Origin of the sequence: Mesorhizobium sp. B2-3-12 (assembly GCF_006442205.1) — a bacterium.
Taxonomy (GTDB): Bacteria; Pseudomonadota; Alphaproteobacteria; order Rhizobiales; family Rhizobiaceae; genus Mesorhizobium.
Window position 1 is genome coordinate 352,355 of record NZ_VFVR01000004.1, and the last position, 24,808, is coordinate 377,162.

Annotated in this window: 25 protein-coding genes; 6 read left to right on the forward strand and 19 right to left on the reverse strand. The window is 62.6% G+C overall.

From position 1 onward, the window contains the following. Positions 1 to 9: 9 nt before the first annotated feature. The 11 genes from FJ948_RS15015 to FJ948_RS15065 form a co-directional block, all read right to left on the reverse strand. A complete protein-coding gene (locus tag FJ948_RS15015; RefSeq protein WP_140705651.1) occupies positions 10 to 1,263 on the reverse strand; it encodes a sarcosine oxidase subunit beta family protein in 1,254 nt (417 codons plus the stop codon). Positions 1,264 to 1,300: 37 nt separating this feature from the next. Beyond that, on the reverse strand, positions 1,301 to 2,608 hold the full coding sequence (glnT, locus tag FJ948_RS15020) for a type III glutamate--ammonia ligase (RefSeq protein WP_140705653.1): 1,308 nt from the start codon (positions 2,606 to 2,608) through the stop codon (positions 1,301 to 1,303). Between the two features lie 30 nt (positions 2,609 to 2,638). Next, positions 2,639 to 3,967: an FMN-binding glutamate synthase family protein gene (locus tag FJ948_RS15025; RefSeq protein ID WP_140705655.1), complete on the reverse strand. Its 1,329-nt coding sequence runs from the start codon at positions 3,965 to 3,967 to the stop codon at positions 2,639 to 2,641. A gap of 6 nt (positions 3,968 to 3,973) precedes the next feature. Continuing rightward, positions 3,974 to 4,696 carry a GXGXG domain-containing protein gene (locus FJ948_RS15030; RefSeq protein WP_140705657.1) on the reverse strand — a complete coding sequence of 241 codons (723 nt, stop codon included), beginning with the start codon at positions 4,694 to 4,696 and terminating at the stop codon, positions 3,974 to 3,976. Positions 4,697 to 4,700: 4 nt separating this feature from the next. Further along, positions 4,701 to 5,597: a glutamine amidotransferase family protein gene (locus FJ948_RS15035; RefSeq protein WP_140705659.1), complete on the reverse strand. Its 897-nt coding sequence runs from the start codon at positions 5,595 to 5,597 to the stop codon at positions 4,701 to 4,703. An 85-nt stretch (positions 5,598 to 5,682) separates the two neighbouring features. After that, on the reverse strand, positions 5,683 to 6,012 hold the full coding sequence (locus FJ948_RS15040) for a hypothetical protein (protein ID WP_140705661.1): 330 nt from the start codon (positions 6,010 to 6,012) through the stop codon (positions 5,683 to 5,685). Further along, on the reverse strand, positions 6,009 to 6,698 hold the full coding sequence (locus FJ948_RS15045) for a hypothetical protein (protein ID WP_181173669.1): 690 nt from the start codon (positions 6,696 to 6,698) through the stop codon (positions 6,009 to 6,011). The genes FJ948_RS15040 and FJ948_RS15045 overlap by 4 nt, the downstream gene beginning before the upstream one ends. A gap of 45 nt (positions 6,699 to 6,743) precedes the next feature. Then, entirely contained in the window at positions 6,744 to 8,147 is a 1,404-nt protein-coding gene (locus FJ948_RS15050) for an amino acid permease (RefSeq protein ID WP_140705662.1), read from the reverse strand. A 14-nt stretch (positions 8,148 to 8,161) separates the two neighbouring features. Next, positions 8,162 to 8,323 carry a hypothetical protein gene (locus FJ948_RS15055; RefSeq protein WP_015318908.1) on the reverse strand — a complete coding sequence of 54 codons (162 nt, stop codon included), beginning with the start codon at positions 8,321 to 8,323 and terminating at the stop codon, positions 8,162 to 8,164. Between the two features lie 29 nt (positions 8,324 to 8,352). Then, positions 8,353 to 8,730 (reverse strand): hypothetical protein, encoded by a 378-nt coding sequence (locus FJ948_RS15060; protein ID WP_140705664.1) that lies wholly within the window; start codon positions 8,728 to 8,730, stop codon positions 8,353 to 8,355. Positions 8,731 to 8,741: 11 nt separating this feature from the next. Continuing rightward, positions 8,742 to 9,029 carry a hypothetical protein gene (locus FJ948_RS15065; protein ID WP_140705666.1) on the reverse strand — a complete coding sequence of 96 codons (288 nt, stop codon included), beginning with the start codon at positions 9,027 to 9,029 and terminating at the stop codon, positions 8,742 to 8,744. 287 nt (positions 9,030 to 9,316) lie between these two features. Here FJ948_RS15065 and FJ948_RS15070 point away from each other — a divergent pair, with 287 nt between their 5' ends. Genes FJ948_RS15070 through FJ948_RS15085 form a run of 4 tightly spaced genes read left to right on the forward strand, consistent with a single transcriptional unit; the run spans position 9,317 to position 13,101 of the window. Next, the gene (locus FJ948_RS15070; protein WP_140705668.1) at positions 9,317 to 10,450 is read left to right on the forward strand and encodes an aminomethyltransferase family protein; all 1,134 of its coding nucleotides are present in this window, start codon (positions 9,317 to 9,319) and stop codon (positions 10,448 to 10,450) included. Positions 10,451 to 10,492: 42 nt separating this feature from the next. Then, complete coding sequence (locus FJ948_RS15075; protein ID WP_140705670.1) at positions 10,493 to 11,089, forward strand: dimethylamine monooxygenase subunit DmmA family protein; 597 nt, start codon at positions 10,493 to 10,495, stop codon at positions 11,087 to 11,089. Continuing rightward, positions 11,086 to 12,051 carry a PDR/VanB family oxidoreductase gene (locus FJ948_RS15080; protein WP_140705672.1) on the forward strand — a complete coding sequence of 322 codons (966 nt, stop codon included), beginning with the start codon at positions 11,086 to 11,088 and terminating at the stop codon, positions 12,049 to 12,051. The genes FJ948_RS15075 and FJ948_RS15080 overlap by 4 nt, the downstream gene beginning before the upstream one ends. A gap of 9 nt (positions 12,052 to 12,060) precedes the next feature. Beyond that, positions 12,061 to 13,101 (forward strand): DUF3445 domain-containing protein, encoded by a 1,041-nt coding sequence (locus FJ948_RS15085; protein WP_140705674.1) that lies wholly within the window; start codon positions 12,061 to 12,063, stop codon positions 13,099 to 13,101. Positions 13,102 to 13,269: 168 nt separating this feature from the next. On the opposite strand, the gene FJ948_RS15090 is transcribed toward FJ948_RS15085, so the two are convergent. Continuing rightward, positions 13,270 to 13,989: an XRE family transcriptional regulator gene (locus FJ948_RS15090; RefSeq protein WP_140705676.1), complete on the reverse strand. Its 720-nt coding sequence runs from the start codon at positions 13,987 to 13,989 to the stop codon at positions 13,270 to 13,272. A gap of 260 nt (positions 13,990 to 14,249) precedes the next feature. On the opposite strand from FJ948_RS15090, the gene FJ948_RS15095 reads away from it, so the two are divergent. Next, positions 14,250 to 15,608, forward strand: a complete 1,359-nt coding sequence (locus tag FJ948_RS15095; protein WP_140705678.1) for an NAD(P)/FAD-dependent oxidoreductase — start codon at positions 14,250 to 14,252, stop codon at positions 15,606 to 15,608. A gap of 19 nt (positions 15,609 to 15,627) precedes the next feature. Here FJ948_RS15095 and FJ948_RS15100 read toward each other — a convergent pair whose 3' ends face one another. The 7 genes from FJ948_RS15100 to FJ948_RS15125 form a co-directional block, all read right to left on the reverse strand. Next, positions 15,628 to 17,607 (reverse strand): ABC transporter permease subunit, encoded by a 1,980-nt coding sequence (locus tag FJ948_RS15100; RefSeq protein ID WP_140705679.1) that lies wholly within the window; start codon positions 17,605 to 17,607, stop codon positions 15,628 to 15,630. Further along, positions 17,604 to 18,683, reverse strand: a complete 1,080-nt coding sequence (locus FJ948_RS15105) for a glycine betaine/L-proline ABC transporter ATP-binding protein (RefSeq protein WP_140705681.1) — start codon at positions 18,681 to 18,683, stop codon at positions 17,604 to 17,606. Before FJ948_RS15105 ends, FJ948_RS15100 begins: the two co-directional genes overlap by 4 nt. A gap of 78 nt (positions 18,684 to 18,761) precedes the next feature. Next, the gene (locus FJ948_RS15110; protein WP_140705683.1) at positions 18,762 to 19,736 is read right to left on the reverse strand and encodes an ABC transporter substrate-binding protein; all 975 of its coding nucleotides are present in this window, start codon (positions 19,734 to 19,736) and stop codon (positions 18,762 to 18,764) included. A 28-nt stretch (positions 19,737 to 19,764) separates the two neighbouring features. Beyond that, positions 19,765 to 19,920 (reverse strand): hypothetical protein, encoded by a 156-nt coding sequence (locus FJ948_RS30445; protein WP_210242271.1) that lies wholly within the window; start codon positions 19,918 to 19,920, stop codon positions 19,765 to 19,767. Positions 19,921 to 20,200: 280 nt separating this feature from the next. Continuing rightward, positions 20,201 to 20,965 carry an SDR family oxidoreductase gene (locus tag FJ948_RS15115; RefSeq protein ID WP_140705685.1) on the reverse strand — a complete coding sequence of 255 codons (765 nt, stop codon included), beginning with the start codon at positions 20,963 to 20,965 and terminating at the stop codon, positions 20,201 to 20,203. Between the two features lie 94 nt (positions 20,966 to 21,059). Then, positions 21,060 to 21,926, reverse strand: coding sequence for a DUF427 domain-containing protein (locus FJ948_RS15120; protein ID WP_140705687.1), 867 nt, complete (start codon positions 21,924 to 21,926; stop codon positions 21,060 to 21,062). A gap of 208 nt (positions 21,927 to 22,134) precedes the next feature. After that, positions 22,135 to 23,790, reverse strand: a complete 1,656-nt coding sequence (locus FJ948_RS15125) for an ABC transporter substrate-binding protein (RefSeq protein WP_140705689.1) — start codon at positions 23,788 to 23,790, stop codon at positions 22,135 to 22,137. Between the two features lie 115 nt (positions 23,791 to 23,905). Between FJ948_RS15125 and FJ948_RS15130 the strand changes: the two genes are divergently transcribed. After that, positions 23,906 to 24,808 (forward strand): LysR family transcriptional regulator, encoded by a 903-nt coding sequence (locus FJ948_RS15130; protein ID WP_140705690.1) that lies wholly within the window; start codon positions 23,906 to 23,908, stop codon positions 24,806 to 24,808.

Here is a 24,808-nt window from a genome sequence, read left to right on the forward strand (position 1 = left end):
CAGCCGTCTTCAGTGCAGGTTAGGTTGGGCGCCCTGGCCCTTTTCGTCGATCATGGCGCCGGCCCGGAACCGGTCGAGGCGGAATCGGGCGGCCTCCTTGTGCGATTCGTCGCGCGCGATCAGGTGGGCGAAGACGAGGCCCGAACCCGGCGTCGCCTTGAAGCCGCCATAGCACCAGCCGGCATTGAGGTAGAGCCCGTCGACCGGCGTCTTGTCGATGATCGGCGAGCCGTCCATCGACATGTCCATGATGCCGCCCCACTGGCGCAACAGCCGCACGCGGCCGATCATCGGGATGATCGCCATGCCGCCCTCGCAGACATCTTCCATCACAGGCAGATTGCCGCGCTGGGCGTAGGAATTGTAGCCGTCGATGTCGCCGCCGAAGACGAGGCCGCCCTTGTCCGACTGGCTGACATAGAAATGTCCAGCGCCGAACGTCATGACGCCTGGAATAAGCGGCTTGATCGCCTCGGAGACGAAGGCCTGCAGCACATGGCTCTCGATCGGCAGGCGCAGGCCCGCCATATCAGCGACGCGCGACGACGACCCCGCGACCGCCATGCCGACCTTGCCGGCACCGATCCTGCCGCGCGAGGTCTCGACGCCGGTCACCTTGCCATTGGCGTCCCTGACAAAGCCGGTCACTTCACAATTCTGGATGATGTCGACACCAAGTTCGCTGGCGGCGTGGGCGTAGCCCCAGGCCACCGCGTCGTGGCGCGCCGTGCCGCCGCGCCGCTGCAAGAGCCCGCCTTGCACGGGGAAGCGCGCATGGTCGAAGTTCAGGAACGGCAGCATCTTCTTCAGCGCTGCCTGGTCGAGCAGTTCGGCATCGATGCCGTTGATGCGCATCGTGTTGCCGCGCCGCGCATAAGCATCGCGCTGCGCGTCGGAATGGTAGAGATTGAGAACGCCGCGCTGGCTCACCATCGCGTTGTAGTTCAGATCCTGCTCCATCCGCTCCCACAGCTTCATCGACAATTCGTAGAAGCCGGTATTGCCGGGCAGGCCGTAATTGGAGCGGATGATGGTGGTGTTGCGGCCGGCATTGCCGGAGCCGATCCAGCCCTTTTCCACCACGGCGACATTCCTGATGCCGTATTCGCTGGCCAGGAACCAGGCGGTGGCCAGCCCATGGCCGCCACCACCGATGATCACCACGTCGTAGCGGTCTTTCGGTGTGGCGTCGCGCCATGTGCGCTGCCAGTTCTTGTGGCCTGAAAGGGCGGCGCGTGCGAGCGAGAAGATCGAGTATTTCATCAGTTCATTCCGAGGTCGCTCGCACCGCTAAAGACGATCAAATGTCCAGCGTGTGGTCGCGCTCCCATTGCGTGAAGTGCGAAGCATAGGAATTCCATTCCTGGTGCTTCAGCTTTAGGTAGGCCGACGAGAATTCCTCACCCAGCGCCGCCTTGAGCGATTTGTCCTTGTCGAACTCGCGTAGCGCGTCGAGCAGGTTGAGCGGCAGTTTCGGCGCACCCTTCACCGTATGCCCGTGCTGGTACATGTCGATGTCGTAGCGCTTGCCCGGATCGGCCTGCGAGCGGATGCCGTCGAGGCCGGCGGCGATGATCACGGCCTGCAGCAGATACGGGTTGACCGCACCGTCGGGCAGGCGCAGTTCGAAACGGCCGGGGCCGGGCACGCGCACCATGTGGGTGCGGTTGTTGCCCGTCCAGGTCACCGTGTTCGGCGCCCAGGTCGCGCCAGAGATGGTGCGCGGCGCGTTGATGCGCTTGTAGGAATTGACCGTCGGGTTGGTGATCGCGGCCAGCGCCGAGGCATGTTTCATGATGCCGCCGAGGAAGTTCCTGCCCTTGGCCGACAGGCCAAGCTCCATCGACTTGTCGGCGAAGACGTTGGTCTTGCCGGACTTGTCCCACACCGAAATATGGGCGTGGCAGCCATTGCCGGTCAGGCCCTGGAAGGGTTTTGGCATGAAGGTGGCGCGCAGGCCGTGCTTCTCGGCGACCGACTTGACCATGAATTTGAAGAAGGAATGCTTGTCGGCGGTCGCCAGCGCGTCGTCGAAGTTCCAGTTCATCTCGAACTGGCCGTTGGCGTCCTCATGGTCGTTCTGATACGGCCCCCAGCCCAGCGCCAGCATATGGTCGCAGATCTCGGCGATCACGTCGTAGCGGCGCATCACCGCCTGCTGGTCGTAGCAGGGTTTTGACGCTGTATCGTACTCGTCGGAGATCGCCTTGCCGTCGGGCGAGATCAGGAAGAACTCGGCCTCGACGCCGGTCTTGACGTGCATGCCTTCGCTGGCGGCCTCGGCGATCAGCCTGTTCAGCGTGTTGCGGGGTGCCTGGTCGACCCCCTTGTCGTCCATGATGCAATTGGCGGCGACCCAGGCAACCTCGGGCTTCCATGGCAGCTGGATCACCGAATCCGGATCCGGAACCGCCAGCATGTCGGGATGCGCCGGCGTCAGATCGAGCCAGGTGGCGAAGCCGGCAAAGCCGGCGCCATCTTTCTGCATGTCCGATATCGCCTGCGCGGGCACCAGCTTGGCGCGCTGGCCACCGAACAGGTCGGTGTAGGAAATCATGAAATACTTTACGCCGTTCTTCTTGGCGAAAGCGGCGAGATCGTTCCCCATTATAGTTCCTCGCTTATATCTGCTGAAGGCTTAGAGGGTGTTTTTTCCCGGTATCCAGTTGGTGCCGGCCAGCGGCACGCCGGCCATGGCGGCTGCCTCGATCGTGAGCGCGACGAGATCCTCGGGTTCGAGATTGTGCAGGCTGTTCTTGCCGCACGCGCGGGCAATGGTTTGAGCTTCGAGCGTCATCACCTTGAGGTAGTTGGCGAGCCGCCGTCCAGCCGCGATCGGGTCGACCCGCTTCATCAACTCGGGATCCTGGGTGGTGATGCCGGCCGGGTCTTTGCCCTCGTGCCAATCGTCATAGGCGCCAGAGGTGGTGCCAAGCTCGTTATACTCCGCCTCCCAGCGGGGGTCGTTATCGCCGAGCGCCACCAGGGCCGCCGTGCCGATCGAGACCGCGTCGACGCCGAGCGCCAGCGCCTTGGCGACATCGGCGCCGTTGCGGATGCCGCCGGAGACGATGAGCTGCACCTTGCGATGCATGCCGAGATCCTGCAGCGCCTGCACGGCCGGCCGGATGCAGGCGAGCGTCGGCTGGCCGACATTTTCGATGAACACTTCCTGCGTCGCCGCCGTGCCGCCCTGCATGCCGTCAACGACGACGACGTCGGCGCCGGCCTTAACCGCGAGGGCTGTATCGTAATAGGGGCGGGCGCCGCCGACCTTGACGTAGATCGGCTTTTCCCAGTCGGTGATTTCGCGCAGCTCGAGGATCTTGATCTCGAGATCGTCCGGGCCGGTCCAGTCGGGGTGGCGCGAGGCCGAACGCTGGTCGATGCCTTTCGGCAGCGTCCGCATCTCGGCGACGCGGTCGGAGATCTTCTGGCCGAGCAGCATGCCGCCGCCGCCCGGCTTGGCGCCCTGGCCGACGACGACTTCGATGGCATCGGCGCGGCGCAGGTCGCGCAGGTTCATGCCGTAGCGCGATGGCAGGTATTGATAGACCAGTTGCTTGGAATGGCCGCGCTCTTCCTCGGTCATGCCGCCATCGCCGGTCGTGGTCGAGGTGCCCGACAGCGTCGCGCCGCGCCCAAGCGCTTCCTTGGCCGGGCCAGACAGCGAGCCGAAGCTCATGCCGGCGATGGTGATCGGGATCTTCAGCTCGATCGGCTTCTTGGCGTGGCGCGAGCCCAGTACCACCGAGGTGTCGCAACGCTCGCGATAGCCTTCCAGCGGATAGCGCGAGATCGAGGCGCCGAGGAACAGGAGATCGTCGAAATGCGGCAGCTTGCGCTTGGCGCCGGCGCCACGGATATCATAGATGCCGGTCGCCGCGGCGCGGCGGATTTCGGAAAGCGTGTAGTCGTCGAAGGTCGCGGATTTGCGCGGTGTCGTCGGCGGGTTGCGGTACGTCATCTTGCCTCAATACGCGTCGGCGTTGTCGATATTGAAATTGTAGAGCGTGCGCGCCGAGCCGTAGCGCTTGAACTCCGACGGCTTGACGCCGGTCACGCCGGCGCGGTCGAGCAGGCCCTGCAGCAATTCCAGGTGCTCGGGCCGCATCTCCTTGACGATGCAGTCGGCGCCCAGGCTGTCGACCTTGCCGCGTACGAAGAGCCGCGCCTCGTAGATGGAATCACCGAGCGCATCACCGGCATCGCCCAGCACCACGAGGTTGCCGGACTGCGCCATGAAGGCCGACATGTGGCCGATATTGCCGTGCACGACGATGTCGATGCCCTTCATCGAGATGCCGCAGCGCGAAGACGCATTGCCCTCGATGACCAGCAGGCCGCCCTTGCCGGTGGCGCCGGCATACTGGCTGGCGTCGCCTTTCACCGTTATCGAGCCCGCCATCATGTTTTCGCCGACGCCGGGTCCGGCCGAGCCGTGCACGGTGATCGCGCTGCCTGAATTCATGCCGCCGCAATAGTAGCCGACGCTGCCGCGCACATCGATGCTGACAGGCTGGTCGACGCCGACAGCGACGGAGTGGTTGCCTTTCGGGTTGAGCACTTCCCACGCTGTCTCGTTGGAACCGGGGGTGAGCTGGTGCAGCGCCTGGTTGAGTTCGCGCAACGACTGGACGTCGAGGTCGAAGACGCGCGCATGGCTTTCGCGCGTTGCCTTGGAGGTTGCCGGCATGAACTCAATGCTCCCAGAAATAAACGGTTGCGGGCTCCGGTTCCCAGACCCGCGCATTGTCGATGCCGGGTAGTTTGGTCAGCGCGCGATATTCCGAGCCGAAGGCGACATACTGGTCGGTTTCGGCCATCACGGCGGGCTTGCAGGCGATCGGGTCGCGCACCACGCCGAAGCCGTTCTTGGTGCCGACGACGAAGGTGAAGAAGCCGTCGAGGTCCGACAGCGTGCCTTCGAGCGCTTCGCCGAGGTTCTTGCCATGCGCCATCTGCGAGGACAGATAGGCGGCCGCCACCTCGGTATCGTTCTCGGTCTCGAACTTCATGCCTTCGCGCACCAGTTCGCGCCGCACATTGTTGTGGTTGGACAGCGAACCATTGTGCACCAGGCACTGGTCGCCGCCGGTCGAAAACGGATGCGCGCCCATCGTCGTCACCGCCGATTCCGTCGCCATGCGGGTATGGCCGATGCCATGCGTGCCGGTCATCTTGCGCACCTCGAAGCGGTCGACGACGGCTTCGGGAAGGCCGACTTCCTTGTAGATTTCCACCGCTTCACCGGCGCCCATGATGCGCACGTCGGGACGAAGCGACTGAAGGGCCTCACGCGCCGCGTCGACCTTGTCGGGCGTGGTCCTGACCACCGCATGTGTCGATTTCACCGCAATGCTCACCGGCGCTCCGAGAGCCTTGGCGAGTTCGGCGTCCAGCCCGCGAAAATCGCGGTCAGGCTTCGGCGACTGGATGGTGATCTTGGCTTCGTTGCCTGATGTCGCGCCATAGATGGCGATGCCGGCGCTGTCCGGCCCGCGATCGCTGAGCGATACGAGCATCTCCGACAGCATCGCGCCGAGCTTCGGCTCCAGCGTCTTGTCCTTCAGGAAAAGTCCAACGATTCCGCACATGTCAGCCTCCCGACGTTTGTGACCATGAGATGATGTACCGAATGAAATCCTTGAATTCAATGGTATGAAAAAAATTTTCCTCTGGTTACGTATGTGGCTCGATGCCGCTCTGCATGTCGTCGCTCCCCGGTCGGGCATTATGAGCCCATTTGGCGGTACGGATACGGGCGAGCTTGTAGGCGTCGAGGATCGACAGCGCATAGATGAGGAAGCCGCCGGCGTGCCGGCCGACGAAGCTGGCATCCGGCGGCGAGATCTTGGCGGTTACCCAGGCCAGGATGACCATGAAGAAAAGGAACTGCAATCCGCGCACGGGCACGCCAAGAATGACATGACCGCTGCCCGGCAGCGCGATTGCCGCGCCCAGGACGAGATAAGGGCTCACTGGCGCCGGCGAAGTGTTTGAAGTGCTCATGCGGCCTGCCGTTCGCTTCGGTTGATGGCGTCGCGCAGCTCGGACAGCGATACGAGCAGCCGCTCGATCAGCATCGCATCGATCCGTGTGTCGCCGAACGCGGCTTGCCGGAAGACACCGTAGCGTGCCCGTTCGGCCTCGGCCAGCAGCCAGACCATGCGTACGCCCTTGGGTGTGATCAGCAACTCCTTGGCGCGGCCATCCGAAAATAGTTCGAGATGACCGGTGATGATGCCCTGCGGAAAACGCGTGCCCCTGTGGTCGGTCCGCAGCACCGCCTCGGCGGGAAAGCCCGGCGCCTTCGGCAGCGTGTGCGCAAGATGGTCGAAATTGGAGAATGTGGTCGGCGAGCCCGGCCGCATCATCATGTCGAAAGTGGCAGGCACGGCAACCTTTTCGGTGATCGAGACGGAAAGCCAGCGCGTCGGCAGCTTTCGCGTCGCCAGCGTGTCGACGATGGTGCGCACTTGCACCCGACGGCTGTTCCAGGAGCCTTCCCAGGTCAAAACACCCGCGGTGCCATTGGAGACATTGGCAGCGTCCACAATGACGGCGCGGATGCTGGCCGTATCGAAAGCCAGCGCGGCCAGCGCTTTGTTGTGATTGGCACGCGCCATGAAGGCGAGGTGGAAGACGAGAGCCAGGGCAATCGCCCCGACAAGCAATATGGATGTCACGTCACGCACCTCACGATGGCTCGCCCTGCTTCGGGTGAGCTTCCTTTGCTCCGATCAATAGCCCTGCGGTTTCGGCCACGGCATGGTGAACTGGTCGCCACGCCGCACGAATTTGTAGCGGTAGAAGTGGAACCACACGGAAATCAGGAAATAGAAGATGGTCATCGCGATCAGCTGCGAGCCGAAGCCGAGGAAGATGGCGAAGAAGGTCACCACGCACAAGCAGAACAGCACGATCGCCGGCAGCGGATGGAAGGGGTGCGTATAGCCGCGGCGGATCGAGCCCAGCGGCCACTTCTTCCTGAACATCATGATGTTGATGCTCATGAAAGTGTACTGCAGCACGCCCGACAGGATCGAGAAGGTGATCGCCTGGTTGAGGTCGGCGATGAAGGCGAAGGCGAGCGCGATCGGCAGCAGGAACAGGATCGAGCGGTAGGGCGTGCGGTATTTCGGATGCACCGCCGAGAACCAGCTTGGCAGATAGCGGTCGCGGCCGAGCGAGAACCAGGCGCGCGCGGCGTCATTGATGCAGCCATTGGCCGAGGCGAGTGCGGCCAGCAAGGTGGCGACGAACAGAAGATTTTCCAGCAGCGGGCTGCCGGTCAGCTTGCCGGCGTCCCACAGCGGATAATAGGTGATGCCGAGATATTCCCAGGGCATCAGCGAGGCGCAGACATACCAGGTCATGGCGGCTGCGATCAGCAGCGTGATCATGCCGGCCATGGTCCCGTAGGGCAGGGAGCGGGCCGGCGAACGCACTTCCTCGGCCGCCTGCGTCGTGCCTTCGATGCCGAGATAGTACCAGATGCCAAACTGGAAGGCGGCGATGACGCCGATCCAGCCATAGGGCAGCGCATTTCCCGGCGTCACGAGTTCGTTGAGCTTCAGCACCGCCCCTTGCGTCCACGGGCTGACCGAAAAGAAGAGGATGACGATCGAGACGTAGGCGATTGCCGTGATGACGAAGTTGACGTTGAGCGTCATCAACACGCCGCGATAGTTGAGCCACGCCAGCACCACGATGGTGGCGGCGATGAAGGAATTGTGGGTGAGCCCTTCGACGCCAGCCTTGGCGACGATAGTGTCGCCGAGCAGGATGGCGTCGGACACTTCAAGCATGGTGTAGGCAAACACCAGGAAGAGCGCGACATTGAACGCCATCAGCGGCCCGACAATGTGCTTGGCCTGTGCGTATTGGCCGCCGGCGGCGGCGACGGTCGAGGTGACCTCGGAATCGATCATGGCGACCGAGGTGTAGAGCAGCCCGACGATCCAACAGACGATCAGCGCCGCCAGCGCGCCGCCCTTGTCGGCCGAGAAATTCCAGCCGGTGAACTCGCCGACCAGGACGATGCCGACACCAAGCGCCCAGACATGGGCCGGGCCAAGCACCCGAAGCAGCGATACCCGGTCGCCGTGAATTGTGGTGGTGGTGTTTTCAAGCGCGACCGTCATCGATCAATCCCCACTCAGATCCGGTGTTTTTCGGAAGCGGCTTCAAGCTCGCCTTCACGCGACGAGGTCAGAACGTCCTCGGAGTAGTTTGTATCGACCTTGAACCAATCGTAGAGCATCCACAGCGCGAGCACGATCGAAATGCCCCAGCATGCGTAAGACAGTGCCACCCACATGATCGTGTCCCCAAATTCTTCGTCGAACCTTATTTGTCGTCGAACTTTTCTTTGATGACGTCTCGATATTCGCGGTCGGATGCCCGGAACAGGAAGACGAAATAGCCGATCAGCACGGCCGCCATGATGATCAGTGTCGGCCAGTCGATGATGTAGTGGAACCGGTTCTGGATGATGTCATGCGCGGTCTCCGGCGTGTAGCCGAGCTTCTCCCAGATCGAGGCCATTGTCGGGTTCTGGCCAAGGGCTTCCCAGGTCTTGGCATCGAGCGCGTCGATGGACTTCGCCGCCCCGGCCAATCCCATTTTCAGCGGCAGCCACAGCGCCACGAAGATGGCGACCACGACAACGGCAATATCGAAAACCTGCCCGGCCTTGCTTTGCTCCGGCGGCGTATAACGCGGCATGTCTGTGCTCCTCAGGCCTTGCGATTGCGGGATGCGTCGGCGTTCTTGATGTCGAGCCCGTAGATGAAGTCCTTGTCTTCCTTGTAGTGCTTGACCATCGCCAGGATGGCCGCGGTGTTGAAGATCAGCACCAAGGCCGCGGCGATCGCCACGACGGCCTTGATGCCGCTATGCGGGATATAGGGCCACGTCATGAAGAGGACGAAGAGGATCGTCGCCCACAGGCAGATGATCAGGAGCGCGGAGCCGCGCACGTCGGAACGGTACAGCGCCTCGATGCGCTGCTGCAGGTCTGACATCGGTTTTCCCCTTCTTTGCCGACGCCCGGTTCCGAATTGACCGCCCGCCGCTCTCTTTCAAGAGAGTAAAATTTTTTTCATAAGCTCCGCCCGAATCCCGAACTTGTCAAGACGAATTTACTCGGGGTTAACCGCTCGCTTCGAGTGAACAATTTTGCCTGACAATGAAATTATTTGCTTCAAGGGGATTGCAGGCTTCCCGCGTTTGCGGTCAATATTCCGTCCAAAGCTCCGCCCTCGGGCAAAGGAGCAGGGAACAGCAGCATTTTCGAACGGAGGACGAGCGGATGACGGCATCCTGGAGATTTTCAACCCTGGCGGATCGCCATCGCGCCCTGGGGTCGAAACTCGAAGACTGGAGCGGTATGGGCACCGCCTGGACCTACGACAAGGATGCCGATGAAGAATATGTCGCCATCCGCACCAAGGCCGGGCTGATGGATGTTTCCGGCCTGAAGAAGGTGCACATCACAGGACCGCACGCCTCGCATCTCATCGACCTCGCCACAACACGCGACGTCGAAAAAATCTATCCCGGCAAATCGGCCTATGCCTGCATGCTGAACGAAGCGGGAAAATTCACCGACGACTGCATCCTCTACCGCACGGGGCCGAATGCGTGGATGGTGGTGCACGGCTCGGGCACCGGCCATGAGGAACTGCAGCGGGCGGCGATGGGCCGCGACGTGTCGCTGCGCTTCGACGACAATCTGCACGATTTGTCGCTGCAGGGGCCAACGGCCGTCGACTATCTGGCCAAGCACGTGCCCGGCATTCGCGACCTCAACTATTTCCACCATATGCAGACGCAGCTGTTCGGCTTTCCCGTCATGATCTCGCGCACCGGCTATACCGGCGAGCGCGGCTACGAGATTTTCTGCCGTGGCCAGGATGCCGGCGCGATCTGGGACAGAATCCTCGACGAGGGCAAGAGCGCCGGCATCATCCCCTGCCGCTTCACCACGCTCGACATGCTGCGCGTCGAAAGCTACCTGCTGTTCTATCCATACGACAATTCCCAAAAGTATCCGTTCGAGAATGAAGGCCCTGGCGACACGCTGTGGGAGCTTGGCCTCGACTTCACCGTCAGCCCCGGCAAGACCGGCTTTCGCGGCGCCGAGGAGCACTATCGCCTGAAAGGCAAGGAGCGCTTCAAAATCTATGGCGTGCTGCTCGACGGCAAGGAACCGGCCGATGAAGGCGCGCCGGTCTATCGCGACGGCAAAAAGGTCGGCGTGGTGACCTGCGCCATGTATTCGCCGCTGATCAAGAAATCGATGGGCATCGCCCGCCTCGATGTCGACTGCGCGGTCAAGGACACCAAGCTCGAAATCCGCAACGAGAGCGGGTCGATCAAAGCGACGGCGCAGCCCTTGCCGTTCGACGATCCCAAGAAGACCAAGCGCACGGCGAAAGGCTGAGGCATAATCGACAGCGAAGGGTTTCAAGGCACGAAGCAGCGAATGGCAGCCAAGACCATCATCAGCCGGCCCATTTACGGAACTCTCTCTCCGCAGCCCGGCAAGCATCATCTGTTTATCGCCGACGCCGAAGGCGCGCTGGCGATTGCCGACATGGCCGCCAAGGCCCCTTCCGGGTTCTTTGAAGGGGCCGAAATCGTCTTCATTCCCGGTCCTGACGGCAAATATGTAGCCGCCCTCGAAGCGCTGAAGCCGGCGCAATTTCACACCGCGCCATCCTTCGCCAGCCTGCTACCGCGTTTGAAGCAGACGCTGACCAACGCCCATATGGGCTTGCGCCTCTATCTCGCAGGCACCGAGGGACTGATCGGGCAGGCCATGCAGGTTGCGCTCGAAGCCGGCATCGACCACACCTCCATGCAGACCGAACATCGCGGCTCGCTGGCCAGGCGCATGCAGTGTGTCCACTGCAAGGGCATCACCGAAAACGTGACGACGCAGCCGGCAACCTGTTCGCATTGTGGCCTGCTGCTGTTGGTGCGCGATCACTATTCGAGGCGCCTCGCCGCCTTCCAGGGTGTCTGCATCAATGCCGAGGATCGCTCCGAGATTCCTCCCATGGAGGAGGCCTTCCCATGAGCACCGGCACCACCAAGCTCGATGTCGTCGTCAGCGATGTCGTCCCGGTCAACGAGCTGGTCACCCGCTTTCATTTCCGCAGGCGCGACGGCGAGCTTTTGCCAACATTTTCCGGCGGCGCTCATGTCGTGGTCGAGATGCGCGACGGCGAGCGCACCAGGCTCAATCCATATTCGCTGATGGGCTCGCCGCTTGACACGCGCGAATACACCATTTCGGTGCGCCGCGACGATGTCGGCCGCGGCGGCTCGCTGTTCATGCACAATTCGGTCAAGCCGGGCCTGGAGATGGTGATCAGCTATCCGGTCAATCTTTTCTCGCTCGATCTCAGGGCGAAGAAACATTTGATGCTGGCTGGCGGCATCGGCATCACGCCGTTCATGGCGCAGACCGCGCAACTGGCGGGCGAAGGCGGCAATTTCGAACTGCACTACACCTGCCGCACCGCCTCGCTTGGTACCTATGCCGACGTACTCAGAGAACGCTACGGCCGTCGGGTCCGGCTCTATCACGATGACCTCGAGGAGCGCATCGAGCTCGACCGGCTTCTGTCGTCGCAGCCGCTGGGCACGCATCTCTATGTCTGCGGGCCGGCCGGCATGATCAACTGGGTGCGCGACCGCGCCGCCGCACTCGGCTGGCCGCCGGAGACCGTCCACTACGAGCATTTCGCGGCGCCGCAGCCCGGCCTGCCGTTCGACGTGACGCTGGCCGTCAGCGGCAAGACCATCCAAGTCGGCGAGCAGCAGAGCCTGTTGGAAGCCATCGAGGCCGCCGGCGTCGATCCGCCCTATCTCTGCCGGGGCGGCGTCTGCGGCCAGTGCGAGACCAACGTCATCTCGTGCGACGGCAAGTTCATCCACAACGACCATTGGCTGAGCGAGGAAGAGCACCGTTCCGGCAGGAAGATCATGCCGTGCGTGTCGCGCTTCGAGGGCAACTCGTTGGTCCTGGAAAGATAGGAGGCGAGCTTGGGCATCACCTTTCGCAAGGAAACCTTCCGCGACGACTTCACCTTCAGGAACAGCCCGGAGCACATCAGGCGGTTCCCGTTCCCGTTCCACGAAGACAGCTACATGTACGCGGTCAACATCGAGCCGCATGTCGTCGGTCCGAAGGGCTCGGTGCTGGAGAACCTGATCGACGTCGACGAGCACTATGTCGCCGAGATGCAGGACCGCGCTTTGGTGCTGGCCGAGGATCCGCTGCGTTGCCAGTCATTGCCGCACATGACCTTGGCCGGCTGGGACCTGCTGGAACTCTTGATGGAGCAGCAAGCGCTGGGATACCCCGAGCATTTCACGCTGGAGCGAAACGGCGACCGCTGGCGCTGGATCAACCGCCCGCTCGGCATCGACGATACCTTCACCTTCGGCGACACCTCGACTTTGCCTTATGGGCCGATGGAATACATCACCCGCCAGAGCCAGGGCGATTTCTGCATCCTCGACCAGCGCGACGGCAATCTATGGATGGATGCCGGCATGGTCACCACCCAGGCCGACTGGTCGCTCGATTTCGACATCGGCATGAATTTCTTCGAGTGGCATGCGCCGGTGCCGCTCGCGCATGAGAAGGGGATTTTCGTCAGGGCGCTAAAATTTCTCATCAACATCCAGCAAGGCAAGCCGGCACGGCGGCTGAACTGGACGATGACCATCAATCCGCGCCTCGATACCAGCCCCGAAAACTACCACAAATGGGGTCCGGACCGCACGACCGTGACGCCCGAGAATGTCGGCGACAAGGTGCATCTGCGCGTCGAGCTGCAGAGCTTCTGGCGGCTGCCGCGCTCCAACGGGATCGTCTTCCCGATCCGCTGCTACCTGATCAAGATGGACGAGCTGGTGACACAGCCGAAATGGGCACGGCGCCTGCATCGCGTCATACGCGACCTGCCGGAGGAACTGGCAACTTACAAGGGCCTGACGCGCTTCCGACCGACGCTGGTCGAGTGGCTGTCGAAGCTGGATGATGGCAGTCCGACGAGCTCCGGGTTTGGGCCGGACTAAGGCAGGCCTCCTCATCCGGCCGCTACGCGGCCACCTTCTCCCCGAGGGGAGAAGAGATCGCCAAAGCTGGAGCCAGCTCCTCTCCCCTCGGGGAGAGGTCGGATTGCCCCGAATTGCTCTTTGCAATTCGGTCTTGGCAATCCGGGTGAGGGAGCAGCAGCGGCCCGCCTACCCAGCGCTATTCTGCGGATAGCAGATAATCGAGAGATACCGCATCGGCAGTTTTGTCAGCTCTTCCGGCCCATGCGGCGCGTCGGCGTCGAAGAACAGGCTGTCGCCGGGCTTCATCGGATAGAGGTTGCTGCCGTGCCGGTAAACCACCTCGCCCTCGAGCATGTAGAGGAACTCCATGCCCTCGTGCTGGAAGGTCGGGAACACGTCCGAATCCTCAGTCAGCGTGATCAGATAGGGCTCGACCACGACGCCGCTGGTGTTTGACCCGATATGGCCGAGCAGATTGTACTGATGGCCGGCGCGCGTGCCGCGGCGTTCGACATCCAGCCCTTGGCCGGCCTTGACGAAGACGGCGCTGCGCTCCTCCTCGAAGCGGCGGAAGAAGGCGGTTACCGGAACGCCGAGCGCCCGCGACAGTGCCTGCAAGGTGGTCAGCGACGGCGAGGTGATGCCGTTCTCGATCTTCGACAGCATGCCCAGCGAAATGTCGGTGGCGACAGCCAGATCGGCGACGGTGATGCCGAGCTTCTTTCGGAACGCCCGAACCTCGCGGCCGATCGCGACCTCCAGCACTTTTTCGCGGGTATCGCGAATGGCGTGCGGGTTCTGCGTCAGCGGTGCCCGGATTGTCTTTCCATCGGCCGAAACCTTTGGCTGCGGCTTTGCTTTCGCGGATGCGGGAGCAGTCTTGGAACCGGAATCTGTCTTCGCCATGTCTGTCCGAGCCCTCGAATATTTATTTCACCCTAGGTGAACTTATTCGCTGCCGATACAGGAGCGCAATGGCGACGGCAAGCCATCTTCTGTCGGGCGCGCCGGTCGTTGGAGCGTGGCCTTCGTCGGTTTTTCGCCAGGAATCCGTTGTACGCAAACACGTTCCCGCAGTTGGCTGTTGACAGCACGCAAGGGCCAATTATTGTCCTGTCAGTGAAATTTGTTTCGCTGGGGAAATCAAAAAAAGTGGAGGCCCGGAAATGAAAACTCGCGTTGCCGTCATCGGAGCCGGACCGTCCGGCTTGGCACAGCTCAGGGCCTTCAAATCGGCGGCCGACAAGGGCGCCGACATTCCCGAGATCGTCTGTTTCGAGAAACAGTCGGACTGGGGCGGCCTGTGGAACTACACCTGGCGCACCGGCCTCGACGAGCATGGCGATCCCGTGCACGGCTCGATGTACCGCTACCTCTGGTCGAACGGACCGAAGGAGTGCCTGGAATTCGCCGACTACACGTTCGAGGAGCATTTCGGCCGGCCGATAGGTTCCTATCCGCCGCGCGCCGTGCTGTGGGACTACATCAAGGGCCGCGTCGAGAAATCGGGCCTACGCGAATGGGTGCGGTTCAACAGCCCGGTGCGCATGGTCACCTTCTCGGACGAGACGAAGAAGTTCACCGTCACCGCTCATGACCGCGGCAACGACGTCACTTATTCCGAAGAGTTCGACAATGTCGTCGTCGCCTCCGGGCATTTCTCGGTGCCCAACGTGCCCTATTTCGAAGGCTTCTCGACCTTCAACGGCCGTATCCTGCACAGCCACGATTTCCGCGACGCCATGGAGTTCAAGGGCAAGGACATCCTGATCATCGGCCGTTCCTATTCGGCCGAGGACATCGGCTCGCAATGCTACAAATACGGCGCCAAATCCATCACCTCCAGCTACCGCTCGAAGCCGATGGGCTTCAAATGGCCGGAGAACTGGAAAGAGGTGCCGCTGCTGCAGAAAGTCGTCGGCAAGACGGCGCATTTCAAGGACGGCACCACCAAGGACGTCGACGTTATCATCCTGTGCACCGGCTATCTCCATTCCTTCCCGTTCCTGACCGACGATCTGAAGCTCAAGACCGCCAACCGGATGTGGCCGCTGGACCTCTATGAAGGCGTCGTCTGGGAGAAGAACCCAAAACTGTCCTACATCGGCATGCAGGACCAGTTCTACACGTTCAACATGTTCGACGCGCAGGCCTGGTTCGCGCGCGATGTCATCATGGGCCGCATCAAATTGCCCTCCGCCGAGGCGATGGCGGCGCACGGCGCCAAATGGCGGGCGAGGGAAGAGACGCTGGAAGACGCCGAGCAGATGATCTGGTTCCAGGGCGACTACACCAAGGAATTGATGGACCAGACCGACTATCCCGGCTTCGACGTCGAGGCGGTCAACCAGACCTTCATGGAGTGGGAGCACCACAAGGCGGAAGACATAATGAGCTTCCGCGACCATTCCTACCGTTCGCTGATGACGGGCACCATGGCGCCGCTGCACCACACGCCGTGGCTGCAGGCGCTGGACGATTCGATGGAGAGTTACCTCGAAGTGAAAAGCGTCGCGGCAGAATAGCCGCGGCGCATCTTCAGGATTACCCCAATCTTGCCCTGGCCTTGGCTGTCCATGCGCTGAACAGCCGGTCGGCGACGATGCCGATGAAGGCGATGGCCAGGCCGGCGACGATGCCGCGGCCGGAATCGGCCTTCGACAGCGCGATGAACACTTCCTGACCGAGATCGCGCGTGCCGACCATGGCGCAGATGATGACCATCGCCAGCGCCATCAGGATGGTTTGGTTCACACCCAGCATGATCTCTGGAAGCGCCAGCGGCAGCTGCACCCGAAAGAAGGTCTGGCGCGGCGTGCAGCCGGACACCTTCGCCGCCTCGATCAGCGCCGGCGACACCTGCCGGATGCCATGGTTGGTGTAGCGGATGGCCGGCACCACGGCGAAGGCGACCGTGGCGATCATGGCTGTGACGTCGCCAACCCGGAACAGCATGACCACGGGAATGATGAAGCAGAAGGACGGCAGCACCTGCAGCGTGTCGATGACGGGCGTGATTATCTTCTCGAAACGATCGCTGCGCGCTGCCGCGAGTCCGATCGGGATGCCGATCAGGCAAGCGATGAAGGCCGAGATGCCGCAGAGATAGACCGTCGCCATGGTCTTTTCCCAGAGTCCGGTGACGGCGCAGAAGGCGGTGAGTGCCGCGACAAGTGCGGCCAGCCGCAAGCCTGAGAGCTGGTAGCCGGCAAGGCTGAGCAGGAACACCGCGCCCAGCCACGGAAAGCCCTCGCAAAAGGCGCGTACCGGGTTGAGCACGTTGAGGATCAGCGCGACGCGAAAGGCTTCGATGATGTCGAAGAAGTTGATCGTCACCCAGTTCACCGCCGCCTTCCACAGCGGCGCGGTGGTGAAGGTGACCGCCTTCGGCACCGCCGCGAAGGCCGGCACGAACAGGCCAAGCAGCGTGGTGACGGCAAGGATCGCAATGGCCAGCGTCAGATTGGGATAGCGCCGCCACAAGCCCCTGTTTGCCTGCTGATGGAGATGGCCCTTGGCCTGCTTGTGCGCCATGGCCTGGCTCAGCCGGTCGAGCGCGATGGCCAGTGCGACGATGGCGAGGCCGGCTTCCATGGCTTCGCCGACCTTCAGCGCACGCAGCGCCAGAAGCACGTCATAGCCGAGCCCGCCTGCGCCGATCATCGAGGCGATGATGACCATGTTGAGCGCCAGCATGATCACCTGGTTGACGCCGACCATCAGTGTCGGCCGCGCCGACGGCAACAGGACGCGCCACAGTTTCTGCCGCGCGGTGCAGCCTGCCATGTCGCTGAATTCGCCGATCTCCAACGGCACGCGGTTGAGGCCGAGCATGGTCGCCCGCACCATCGGCGGCGTGGCGAAGATGGCGGTGGCGATCATCGCCGAGACCGGGCTGTTGCCGAACAGGAGCAGCATCGGGATGAGATAGGCGAAGGTCGGGATCGTCTGCATCAAGTCGAGGGCAGGGGAGACGATGAGCCGCTCCGCCCATGGCTTGCGCCATGCCCAGATGCCGGCGAACAGCCCGGTGAGAATACAGAACGGCACCGCGATCGAGATCAGCGCCAGCGTCAGCATGGCGCTGGTCCATTGGCCGAACAGCGCGATGTAGAGGAAACAGCCGCCGACCAGCAGGCTCAGCTTTCGGCCGCCCACGGCATGCCCGGCGAGGAACGCGACGGCGCAGACGCCGACCCAGGACAGGCGCGGCAAGACATAGGCGTCCACGCCATGGCCGAACTTGAAATTCTTGGCCAAGAAATTGAGCGCGAAATCGAGCGGCACGCCGAGCACCGTGGTGATCGAACGCGTCAGCCACGACAGGTTCGACTTGATCCAGCCCATCAGCGCGCTGACCCAGTCGGCGACGGGCACGACAGCCTCGGCCGGATAGTTGACAGCCCAGGGCAGCCTGTCCTGCAGCATGAACACCACCAGCACGGCGGCCAGTGCCAGGACCCAGATCAGCAGCCAACGCTGAACCGGCGGCCTTGCCTGGCTGGCGCTTGCCGTCACCGTCATGCGCCGGCTCTTGGCTTGTCGATGCCGGCCAGCAGCCCGATCACAGCTTGTGGCGTCACCTCGCCGATCGGCTTACCGCTGCCGTTGACCACGGCGAATGGTTTGCCGGCGGCAACGATGCTGGCGGAAAAACTTGATATCTTGGCCTCGGGCGCCACCGTGCCGCCATGCTCGGCGCCGTCGCAGGTGCGCATCAGGCTGCGCGCCGAAATCACCTTGGCGCGGTCGACGTCGCGGGTGAATTCGGCGACATAGTCGGTCGCCGGATTGACCACCAGCTCCTCCGGCGTGCCGATCTGGATGACCTCGCCGTCCTTCATGATGGCGATGCGGTCGGCGAGCCTGATCGCCTCGTCGAAATCATGAGTGATGAAAACGATGGTCTTGTGCAGCATGGTCTGCAGCCGCATCAACTCATCCTGCATCTCGCGGCGGATCAATGGATCGAGAGCCGAGAACGGCTCGTCGAGAAACCAGATTTCCGGCTTGGTGGCGAGGCTGCGGGCGATGCCGACACGCTGCTGCTGGCCGCCCGACAATTCGCGCGGATAGAAATGCTCGCGCCCGCGCAGGCCGACGAGTTCGATGACTTCCCGGGCGCGCGCCTCGCGTGTCGAACGGTCCTGTCCCTGGATGCTGAGCGGGAAGGCGATGTTGTCGAGCACGTTGAGATGCGGCAGCAAGGCAAAATTCTGGAACACCATGCCCATGCGGTGGCGCCTGAGCTCGATCAGCGCGGCATCGGAAATCTTCAGCAGATCCTTGCCTTCGAACTCGACCTTGCCATGCGTCGGCTCGACCAGCCGTGACATGCAACGCACCAGCGTCGACTTGCCGGAGCCGGAGAGACCCATGATGATGAAGATTTCGCCCTGGCGGATTTCGAGGTCGACGGCGCGCACGGCCCCGACCAGACCGGCCGCGGTCACATCCGCCATGCTGGCCTTGCCATCGCGCTCGCGGATGAAATTGGCGGCGTTCGCTCCGAACAGCTTCCACACATTGCGGCAGGCAAGTTTGACAGGGCGGGCGTCCGTGCCCGGTTGCGCCGCCCGCTGTTCAATCGCTTCCGTCATTCAGTCGTCCTTCTGGAACATCAAGAGTTGAGACCCGGCTGGCCAACAGCCAGGTCTCGCGTTTTCCAGTCGGAGCGATCACTGCGCCCAGGCTTTCCAGTCTGCCTCATGGGCGGCGATCCAGGCGGCGGCGACGTCTTCCGGCGTCTTGCCGTCGAGGTCGATCTCGCCGCTCATCTTGTTGAGTTCGTCGGTGTCGACCGTGTAGGCCTTGGCTACCTTGTAGGCGACAGGCCATTTGTCCTTCATGCCGTTCCAGGAGTATTTCCAGATCTCGCCATGCGGCTTGCCGCAGTCATATTTAGCGTCGGGATTCACGCCCCATTTCGGGTCGTTGTAGCACTCGGGCGTGTATTCGGGGAACTGCACCCATTCGCCCTTGTATTTTGCAGGCGCCCAATGCGGCGAGTAGATCCACAGCATGATCGGCGCCTTGCGCTGATAGGCGGAATCCAGTTCGGCGAACATCGCCGCGTCGGTGCCGGCATGGATGACGGTGAAGGGCAGTTTCAGGGCTGCTACACGCTCGTCGTCAAAACCTTCCCAGGTCACCGGCCCGCCGAGATAACGCCCCTTCGGCGCCGTCTCGGCGGTCGAGAAGGCCTCAGCGCATTTCGGATCCTTGAGGGCTTCCCAATTGGGCAGGCCGGGGCACTTTTCCTTCATATATTCGGGAAACCACCATTCTTCCTTGGCTTTCGGACCGAGCTTGCCGAGCCGCTCGGTCTGGCCAGTGGCGTCGGAGGCCTTCATCGCTTCGCCGGCGGTGGTGTCCCAGAACTCCAGGCCGACATCGATGTCGCCATTGGTGAGGCCGGTGGTCAGGCTGGAGAGGTAATCGGCGGTCGGGTATTCGACGGTGTAGCCGAGCTTTTCCAGGATGCCGCCGAGGATCTTGGCGTTGAGGTTGACGCTGGTCCAGTCGAACAGCGCGATCTTGATCGGGTCGTTGGATTCAGGCGCCGCTGCCTGCGCTGTCGGCGTCATGGCACTTGCCGCGGCAAGCGCCAATGCTCCCATTGAGAATTTCGAAATCACACTGCGAATTGGCATTGCTTGGTTCTCCTTCAAGCTGTGACGGTTACTGGTCGTTCCCTTCTTGCGTCTTTTCTTGATTGTGTTGGAAAGGCTGGCTGTTGCGCAAGGCTGTTGTCGCCCGGGCGCCGCCAGGCACGGCACGGGCGTGTTGATGCTCGATTTCGGTGATGACGGATGCTGCCTGGGCGGCCAGTCTCATGGCCGATGGATCGCCGCGATAGCGATCATCCGCGGATCGATTGCCAGTCCTGCGGCGCCCTGCAAGGTGCGAGCCATCAAGGTCCCATGATCCCGAGCATTCCGGCGGAAGTGCTTCCGGCCAGCGGCTTGGCAAGCCCCATCTCGCCAAGGCCGTTTCATGGGATGAAATTATATATACCAACGTTCATGCCGCGCAACGACTAACGCTACGTTCGCGCCGTAATTTGAGACTGCGGGCCAAGTGGGCCGGCACCGGCGGGACATGGCTCGCATCCCTGTTACCAGCAGACGTAGCCGCCATCGACGATCAGGTCGAGGCCGGTGACGAAGCTCGAGGCACGGCTGGCCAGGAACACGGTCGGTCCGACCATCTCCTCTGGCACCGCCATGCGTCCCATCGGCGTGTCGCGCTTGAAGATCTTTATCTGTTCGGCCACCTCCGGCCGCTTGTTCATCGGCGTCAGCGTGTAGCCGGGGCTGACGACGTTGACGCGCAGCCCACGACCGGCCCACTCCATGGCGAGGCTCTTCGACATATGAATGACGGCCGCCTTCGAGGAATTGTAGTGCGCCTGCGTCAGCCCGCGATTGACGATGGTGCCCGACATCGAGGCGATGTTGATGATCGAGCCCTTGCCGCGCGCCAGCATCTTGCGCGCCTCGGCCTGGCAGGACAGGAACACGCCGGCGACATTGACCTCGTGCACCTTCCGCCACGTCTCCAGCGACAGTGTCTCCGCTGGTTCCGAGCCGGCGATCCCGGCATTGTTGACGGCAACCGTCAAAGCACCGAGTTCGGCTTCCACGCGATCGATGGCGGCAGCCAGATCGTCCTCCGACGTCACCGTGCCTGTCAGCACCACCGCCTTGCGTCCAAGTGCCGTGATCCGGTGGGCGGTTTCGTCCAGCCCGCCCTTCGACGCATGGCCGAAACAGGCGACATCGGCGCCGGCCTCGGCCAGCCCGATCGCGATTGCCTGGCCAATGCCGCTGCCGGCTCCGGTGACCAGCGCGACATCGCCGTCGAGTTTGAAAAGATCCATCGATAGCCCCTCCCTGGGTCCGCTTGGTCCGGGGAAGGTATGCGCTACCCAATGCCTCGATCAAGCCACCACGCGCCTGACCGGTATCGTCCGTTCAGAAGTATCCGTCGGAGGCGGCCGTGGCTTCCTTCGGGATTTCGACGCCGTCGACCAGGATCTTGTCGACCAGTTCATGGTGGAAGCAGACCAGGCCCTTGATGCGCTCCGCTTCGTGCACGGGTTCGGGATAATACCAGACCATGTTCTCGTGGCGCTTCTTCGCCGTCGTCACGTGATAGTAGTTGGAGATGCCTTTATAGGGGCAGCGCGAAATGTAGCGGCTTGGCGAAAACATATCGAGCCGCGTGTCGGAAACCGGCAGGTAGTGGCGCACAGGATGGCCGGTCTCGAACAGGAACACGCCACGCCGTGAGTCGGCGACCTGCTCGCCGTCGAGGATGACCTGCACTCGCCGCGAGGAGGGCAGGCAGTCGACGCGGCGGAACGGATCGCGGGCGTGGACGAAGATCTCCTCGTCCTCCTCGAACCAGTGGCCCATCTTGCTCCACACGAACGACATGTAGCCCGAGATCGGCGGGCAACCCTTGACCGGATCGAGATAGCGCCATGCACCATCCTCGACCAGGGTGATCCCCGTATTCAGCGAGTAGTGCGTGGCGACGCCCTTGTATGGGTCTTCCGTCGTCGTCTTCGAGGGCAGCAGGAATTCCTCGCGCACGTCCTCGATCGGGAAGTAATACACCGGCAGATGGTCGGATTCGTACAGCACCAGCGCCCTGGTGGTGTCGGCGACGGTCATCGATCCCACCTGCACCCGCAGCCGCTTCAGCGACGGCATGGTGAAGGCGACATAGCCAGGCTCGAACTCGTACTGCACGATCTGGTCGAGCACGGGGAAATGCGGTCCGCGACCGCGCAGGTGAGGCTTGCGAATGGTAGTCTCCCGTTTCTTGTCTTTCATGGCCGGATTTCGGCGCATGGCTAGGGGGATATGAGGCCGGGCCGAGGGCGGGCGAGGGCTTCCGGGCGGCGGGCGTTGCCGGCATCGAGCCGCTGGAACGATGGCCCCCCATCGTTCGTCGCGGCCCTGCTACCGGACCGCCTCACCGCCCGAAACAGGGAACCGTCCGATGTGGCCTCTGCCCGTTCGAGCATGATCTCAGCAGCCTCTATCCCAGCGACACACGATCGAGCAGCAGCCCGGCGGCGATCGGCGGCAGGCCGCTGACATTCTTGCGCACCGGCACCAGAAGATCGGGGAAGTAGCTGAAGATCACCGGTGTCTCGTCGAGCAGCAGATTCTGGATGTCGGAGGCCGCCGCGCGCTGAGCGCCGATGTCGAGCGCCTTGAGATAGCTCGTCACCATGCCATCATAGGCAGGACTTTTGAAGTGCGCCGCGTTCCACGGGCCGTCGCTGACCAGCGGGCTCTTCAAAAAGACATTCGGCACGGAGCGATGCGCGTAGTCGGTGATCCCCAACGGGCTGTCCAGCCAATCCGACTGGCCGAACACCGCTTTGCCGTAATATTTGTCCTGGTCCTCGATGTTGAGCGAGACGCGGGCGCCGATCTCCTTGGCGAAATTCTGGAACAGTTGCGCATAGGCTGGAATGTCGGAATAGCGCAGCGTCGTCAGCGTGATATCGAAACCATTGGCCAGACCTGCGGCCTCCATCAGCTGCTTGGCCTTGGCGATGTCCTGCGCGCGCTGCGGCACCGATTTGTCGGTGGCCGGGAAAGCCGGCGCGAACGGGCTGTCATTGCCGGTCGCCGCCATGCCGCGGCACAGTCCGTCGACCAGCTTGGAGCGGTCGATGCTGAGCGCCAGCGCCTGGCGCACGCGCTTGTCGGTGAACGGCGCCATGTCGCAGCGCATGTGAAGCTGGCGGTGCGCGGTCGAGGCGACCCGCAGCACCGTGATGTCGGGGCTGTTCAGCACCACCTGGCTGACATCGAGCGGCACGGCGTCGAGAATGTCGACCTCTCCGGCCTGCAGCGCCAGGATGCGCGGCTGCACATCGCCGTAAAATTTGAATTCGAGCCTGTCGGGCAGCGCCTTCTCACCCCAATAGTCCTCATTACGCACGAAGGTCGCGCCGACTTTCGGCGTATAGCTCTCCATCCGGAACGGCCCGGTGCCTTCGAAGGTCTTTTCGTAGTCGCCCTTGTAGCTCGCAGGCAGGATGACGGCGTTGTAATTGTCGATCGACACCGAATAGGGAAAGCTGCCGTTCGGCGCGTCGAGATGGAAGGCGACGGTATGATCGTCGACTTTCCGGGTGCCACCCTTCGACAGCAGGCCCTTGAACACCGACAGCGCGTTGGATGCGCCGTTCGGATCGGCCAGCCGGTCGAAGGTGGCGACTACGTCGTCGGCCTTGAAGTCCTCGCCATTGTGGAATTTCACGCCCTTGCGCAGCTTGAAGGTCCACACGCTGCCGTCTTCGTTGGGCGACCAGCTTTCCGCCAGCACCGGTTTCAGGGTCAGGTCCGGCTGGGTGATGCAGAGAAACTCGGCGGTCTGGAAAACCAACTGGTAGCTGCCGCTGTCATAGAAGGTGACGGGGTCGATGGCGCCGCCCGGCGTCGCCACACCGGCGCGCACCGTGCCGCCCGGCTTGCCTTCGGCGCGGGCCTCTTGCGTGGAGAACCCCGCCGCTCCCAGAATGCCACCAAGGAACGGCAGCGAAAGGCCAAGCACGCTGCCATGGCGCAGGAAATCGCGCCGGTCGAGCCTGCCAGCCAGCAATTCGTCGACAGCGGAATTTTCGATTGCGGTCAGGCTTTTGCGGGCAGCGTCAATCGTCATGAAATGCCTTGGCATGGCTGCATTCCTCGCTTGCCCTTGGGAGATCGGCCATTTAGGTCATTGTTGACCGCGACCGGAAAGCGATATTTTTTGATAGGGCCCATCGGAATTTTCGATGGAGGAGTGATGCATGGATACCGAAAACCTGCGCAGCTTCCTCGAAGTCGCCGAACATGGCAGCTTCACTGTCGCCGCCAACCGGCTCAATCTCGCGCAGTCCACCGTCAGCGCCCGAATAAGGGGGCTGGAGGAGCAGTTGGGGCGAAGGCTTTTCGTCAGGGATCACGATGGCGTCTCGCTGACGCCGGCCGGCCGGCAGTTCCTGCCGCACGCTTCCTCCATCACCCGCACCTGGGAACAATCGAGGCAGGACATCGCCGTTCCCGATGGCTATGAAACGCTTCTGCGCTTCACCGCCCCTGCCTATCTCTGGGAGCGCATGACCTCGCCATGGGTCGAGTGGATGCGCGTCAGAAGGCCGAACGTGGCGTTGCGGCTGGAAGGAAGTTTTCCAGACCAGGCAATCGACCAACTGGCGGAAGGCCTGCTCGACATTTGCATCCTCTATCTGCCGCGGCCGCATCCCGGCATCGTCTATGAGACGCTCGCCGTCGACCAGGTAGTGCTCGTCCAGCATACCGCGCAGACCAGGCCTTGGACCGAGAACTACATCCTGATGGACTGGGGGCTCGAATTCCGCATCGAGCATGACCGGGCCTTCGCCGGCATGGTCAAACCGGCCATCTCGGCCGGACTGGTCTTCATCGGCCTGCAGCATGTCCTGTCGCAGCACGCCGCCGCCTATCTGCCGCTCAGCGCCGTCAGCGGCCATATCGAGCGCGGTGAAATGAGACGCATCGACAACACGCCGGTATTCCGGAGGCCGATCTATCTTGCCTATCCCTCGAACCCCGTCTCTTCGGATGTGCTCGATGTTGCGTTGACCGGGCTGCGCACACTGGCCAGGGACTGGACGGGAGGTCAGGGGTTTTCGGAAGGCGACCGTTCCCTGGGCACCGCTGGCCAGGTGTAA

Bases quoted from the DNA above. Each gene is read 5' to 3' on its own strand.
- FJ948_RS15115 (WP_140705685.1), bottom strand. From the start codon at position 20,965: ATGGATCTTTTCAAACTCGACGGCGATGTCGCGCTGGTCACCGGAGCC.
- FJ948_RS15055 (WP_015318908.1), bottom strand. From the start codon at position 8,323: ATGTGGGTGGCACTGTCTTACGCATGCTGGGGCATTTCGATCGTGCTC.
- FJ948_RS15095 (WP_140705678.1), top strand. From the start codon at position 14,250: ATGAAAACTCGCGTTGCCGTCATCGGAGCCGGACCGTCCGGCTTGGCA.
- FJ948_RS15100 (WP_140705679.1), bottom strand. From the start codon at position 17,607: ATGACGGTGACGGCAAGCGCCAGCCAGGCAAGGCCGCCGGTTCAGCGT.
- FJ948_RS15065 (WP_140705666.1), bottom strand. From the start codon at position 9,029: ATGTCAGACCTGCAGCAGCGCATCGAGGCGCTGTACCGTTCCGACGTG.
- FJ948_RS15080 (WP_140705672.1), top strand. From the start codon at position 11,086: ATGAGCACCGGCACCACCAAGCTCGATGTCGTCGTCAGCGATGTCGTC.
- FJ948_RS15110 (WP_140705683.1), bottom strand. From the start codon at position 19,736: ATGCCAATTCGCAGTGTGATTTCGAAATTCTCAATGGGAGCATTGGCG.
- FJ948_RS30445 (WP_210242271.1), bottom strand. From the start codon at position 19,920: ATGAGACTGGCCGCCCAGGCAGCATCCGTCATCACCGAAATCGAGCAT.
- FJ948_RS15090 (WP_140705676.1), bottom strand. From the start codon at position 13,989: ATGGCGAAGACAGATTCCGGTTCCAAGACTGCTCCCGCATCCGCGAAA.
- FJ948_RS15060 (WP_140705664.1), bottom strand. From the start codon at position 8,730: ATGCCGCGTTATACGCCGCCGGAGCAAAGCAAGGCCGGGCAGGTTTTC.
- FJ948_RS15125 (WP_140705689.1), bottom strand. From the start codon at position 23,790: ATGCCAAGGCATTTCATGACGATTGACGCTGCCCGCAAAAGCCTGACC.
- glnT (WP_140705653.1), bottom strand. From the start codon at position 2,608: ATGGGGAACGATCTCGCCGCTTTCGCCAAGAAGAACGGCGTAAAGTAT.
- FJ948_RS15075 (WP_140705670.1), top strand. From the start codon at position 10,493: ATGGCAGCCAAGACCATCATCAGCCGGCCCATTTACGGAACTCTCTCT.
- FJ948_RS15015 (WP_140705651.1), bottom strand. From the start codon at position 1,263: ATGAAATACTCGATCTTCTCGCTCGCACGCGCCGCCCTTTCAGGCCAC.
- FJ948_RS15030 (WP_140705657.1), bottom strand. From the start codon at position 4,696: ATGCCGGCAACCTCCAAGGCAACGCGCGAAAGCCATGCGCGCGTCTTC.
- FJ948_RS15130 (WP_140705690.1), top strand. From the start codon at position 23,906: ATGGATACCGAAAACCTGCGCAGCTTCCTCGAAGTCGCCGAACATGGC.
- FJ948_RS15025 (WP_140705655.1), bottom strand. From the start codon at position 3,967: ATGACGTACCGCAACCCGCCGACGACACCGCGCAAATCCGCGACCTTC.
- FJ948_RS15070 (WP_140705668.1), top strand. From the start codon at position 9,317: ATGACGGCATCCTGGAGATTTTCAACCCTGGCGGATCGCCATCGCGCC.
- FJ948_RS15050 (WP_140705662.1), bottom strand. From the start codon at position 8,147: ATGACGGTCGCGCTTGAAAACACCACCACCACAATTCACGGCGACCGG.
- FJ948_RS15120 (WP_140705687.1), bottom strand. From the start codon at position 21,926: ATGAAAGACAAGAAACGGGAGACTACCATTCGCAAGCCTCACCTGCGC.
- FJ948_RS15105 (WP_140705681.1), bottom strand. From the start codon at position 18,683: ATGACGGAAGCGATTGAACAGCGGGCGGCGCAACCGGGCACGGACGCC.
- FJ948_RS15035 (WP_140705659.1), bottom strand. From the start codon at position 5,597: ATGTGCGGAATCGTTGGACTTTTCCTGAAGGACAAGACGCTGGAGCCG.
- FJ948_RS15040 (WP_140705661.1), bottom strand. From the start codon at position 6,012: ATGAGCACTTCAAACACTTCGCCGGCGCCAGTGAGCCCTTATCTCGTC.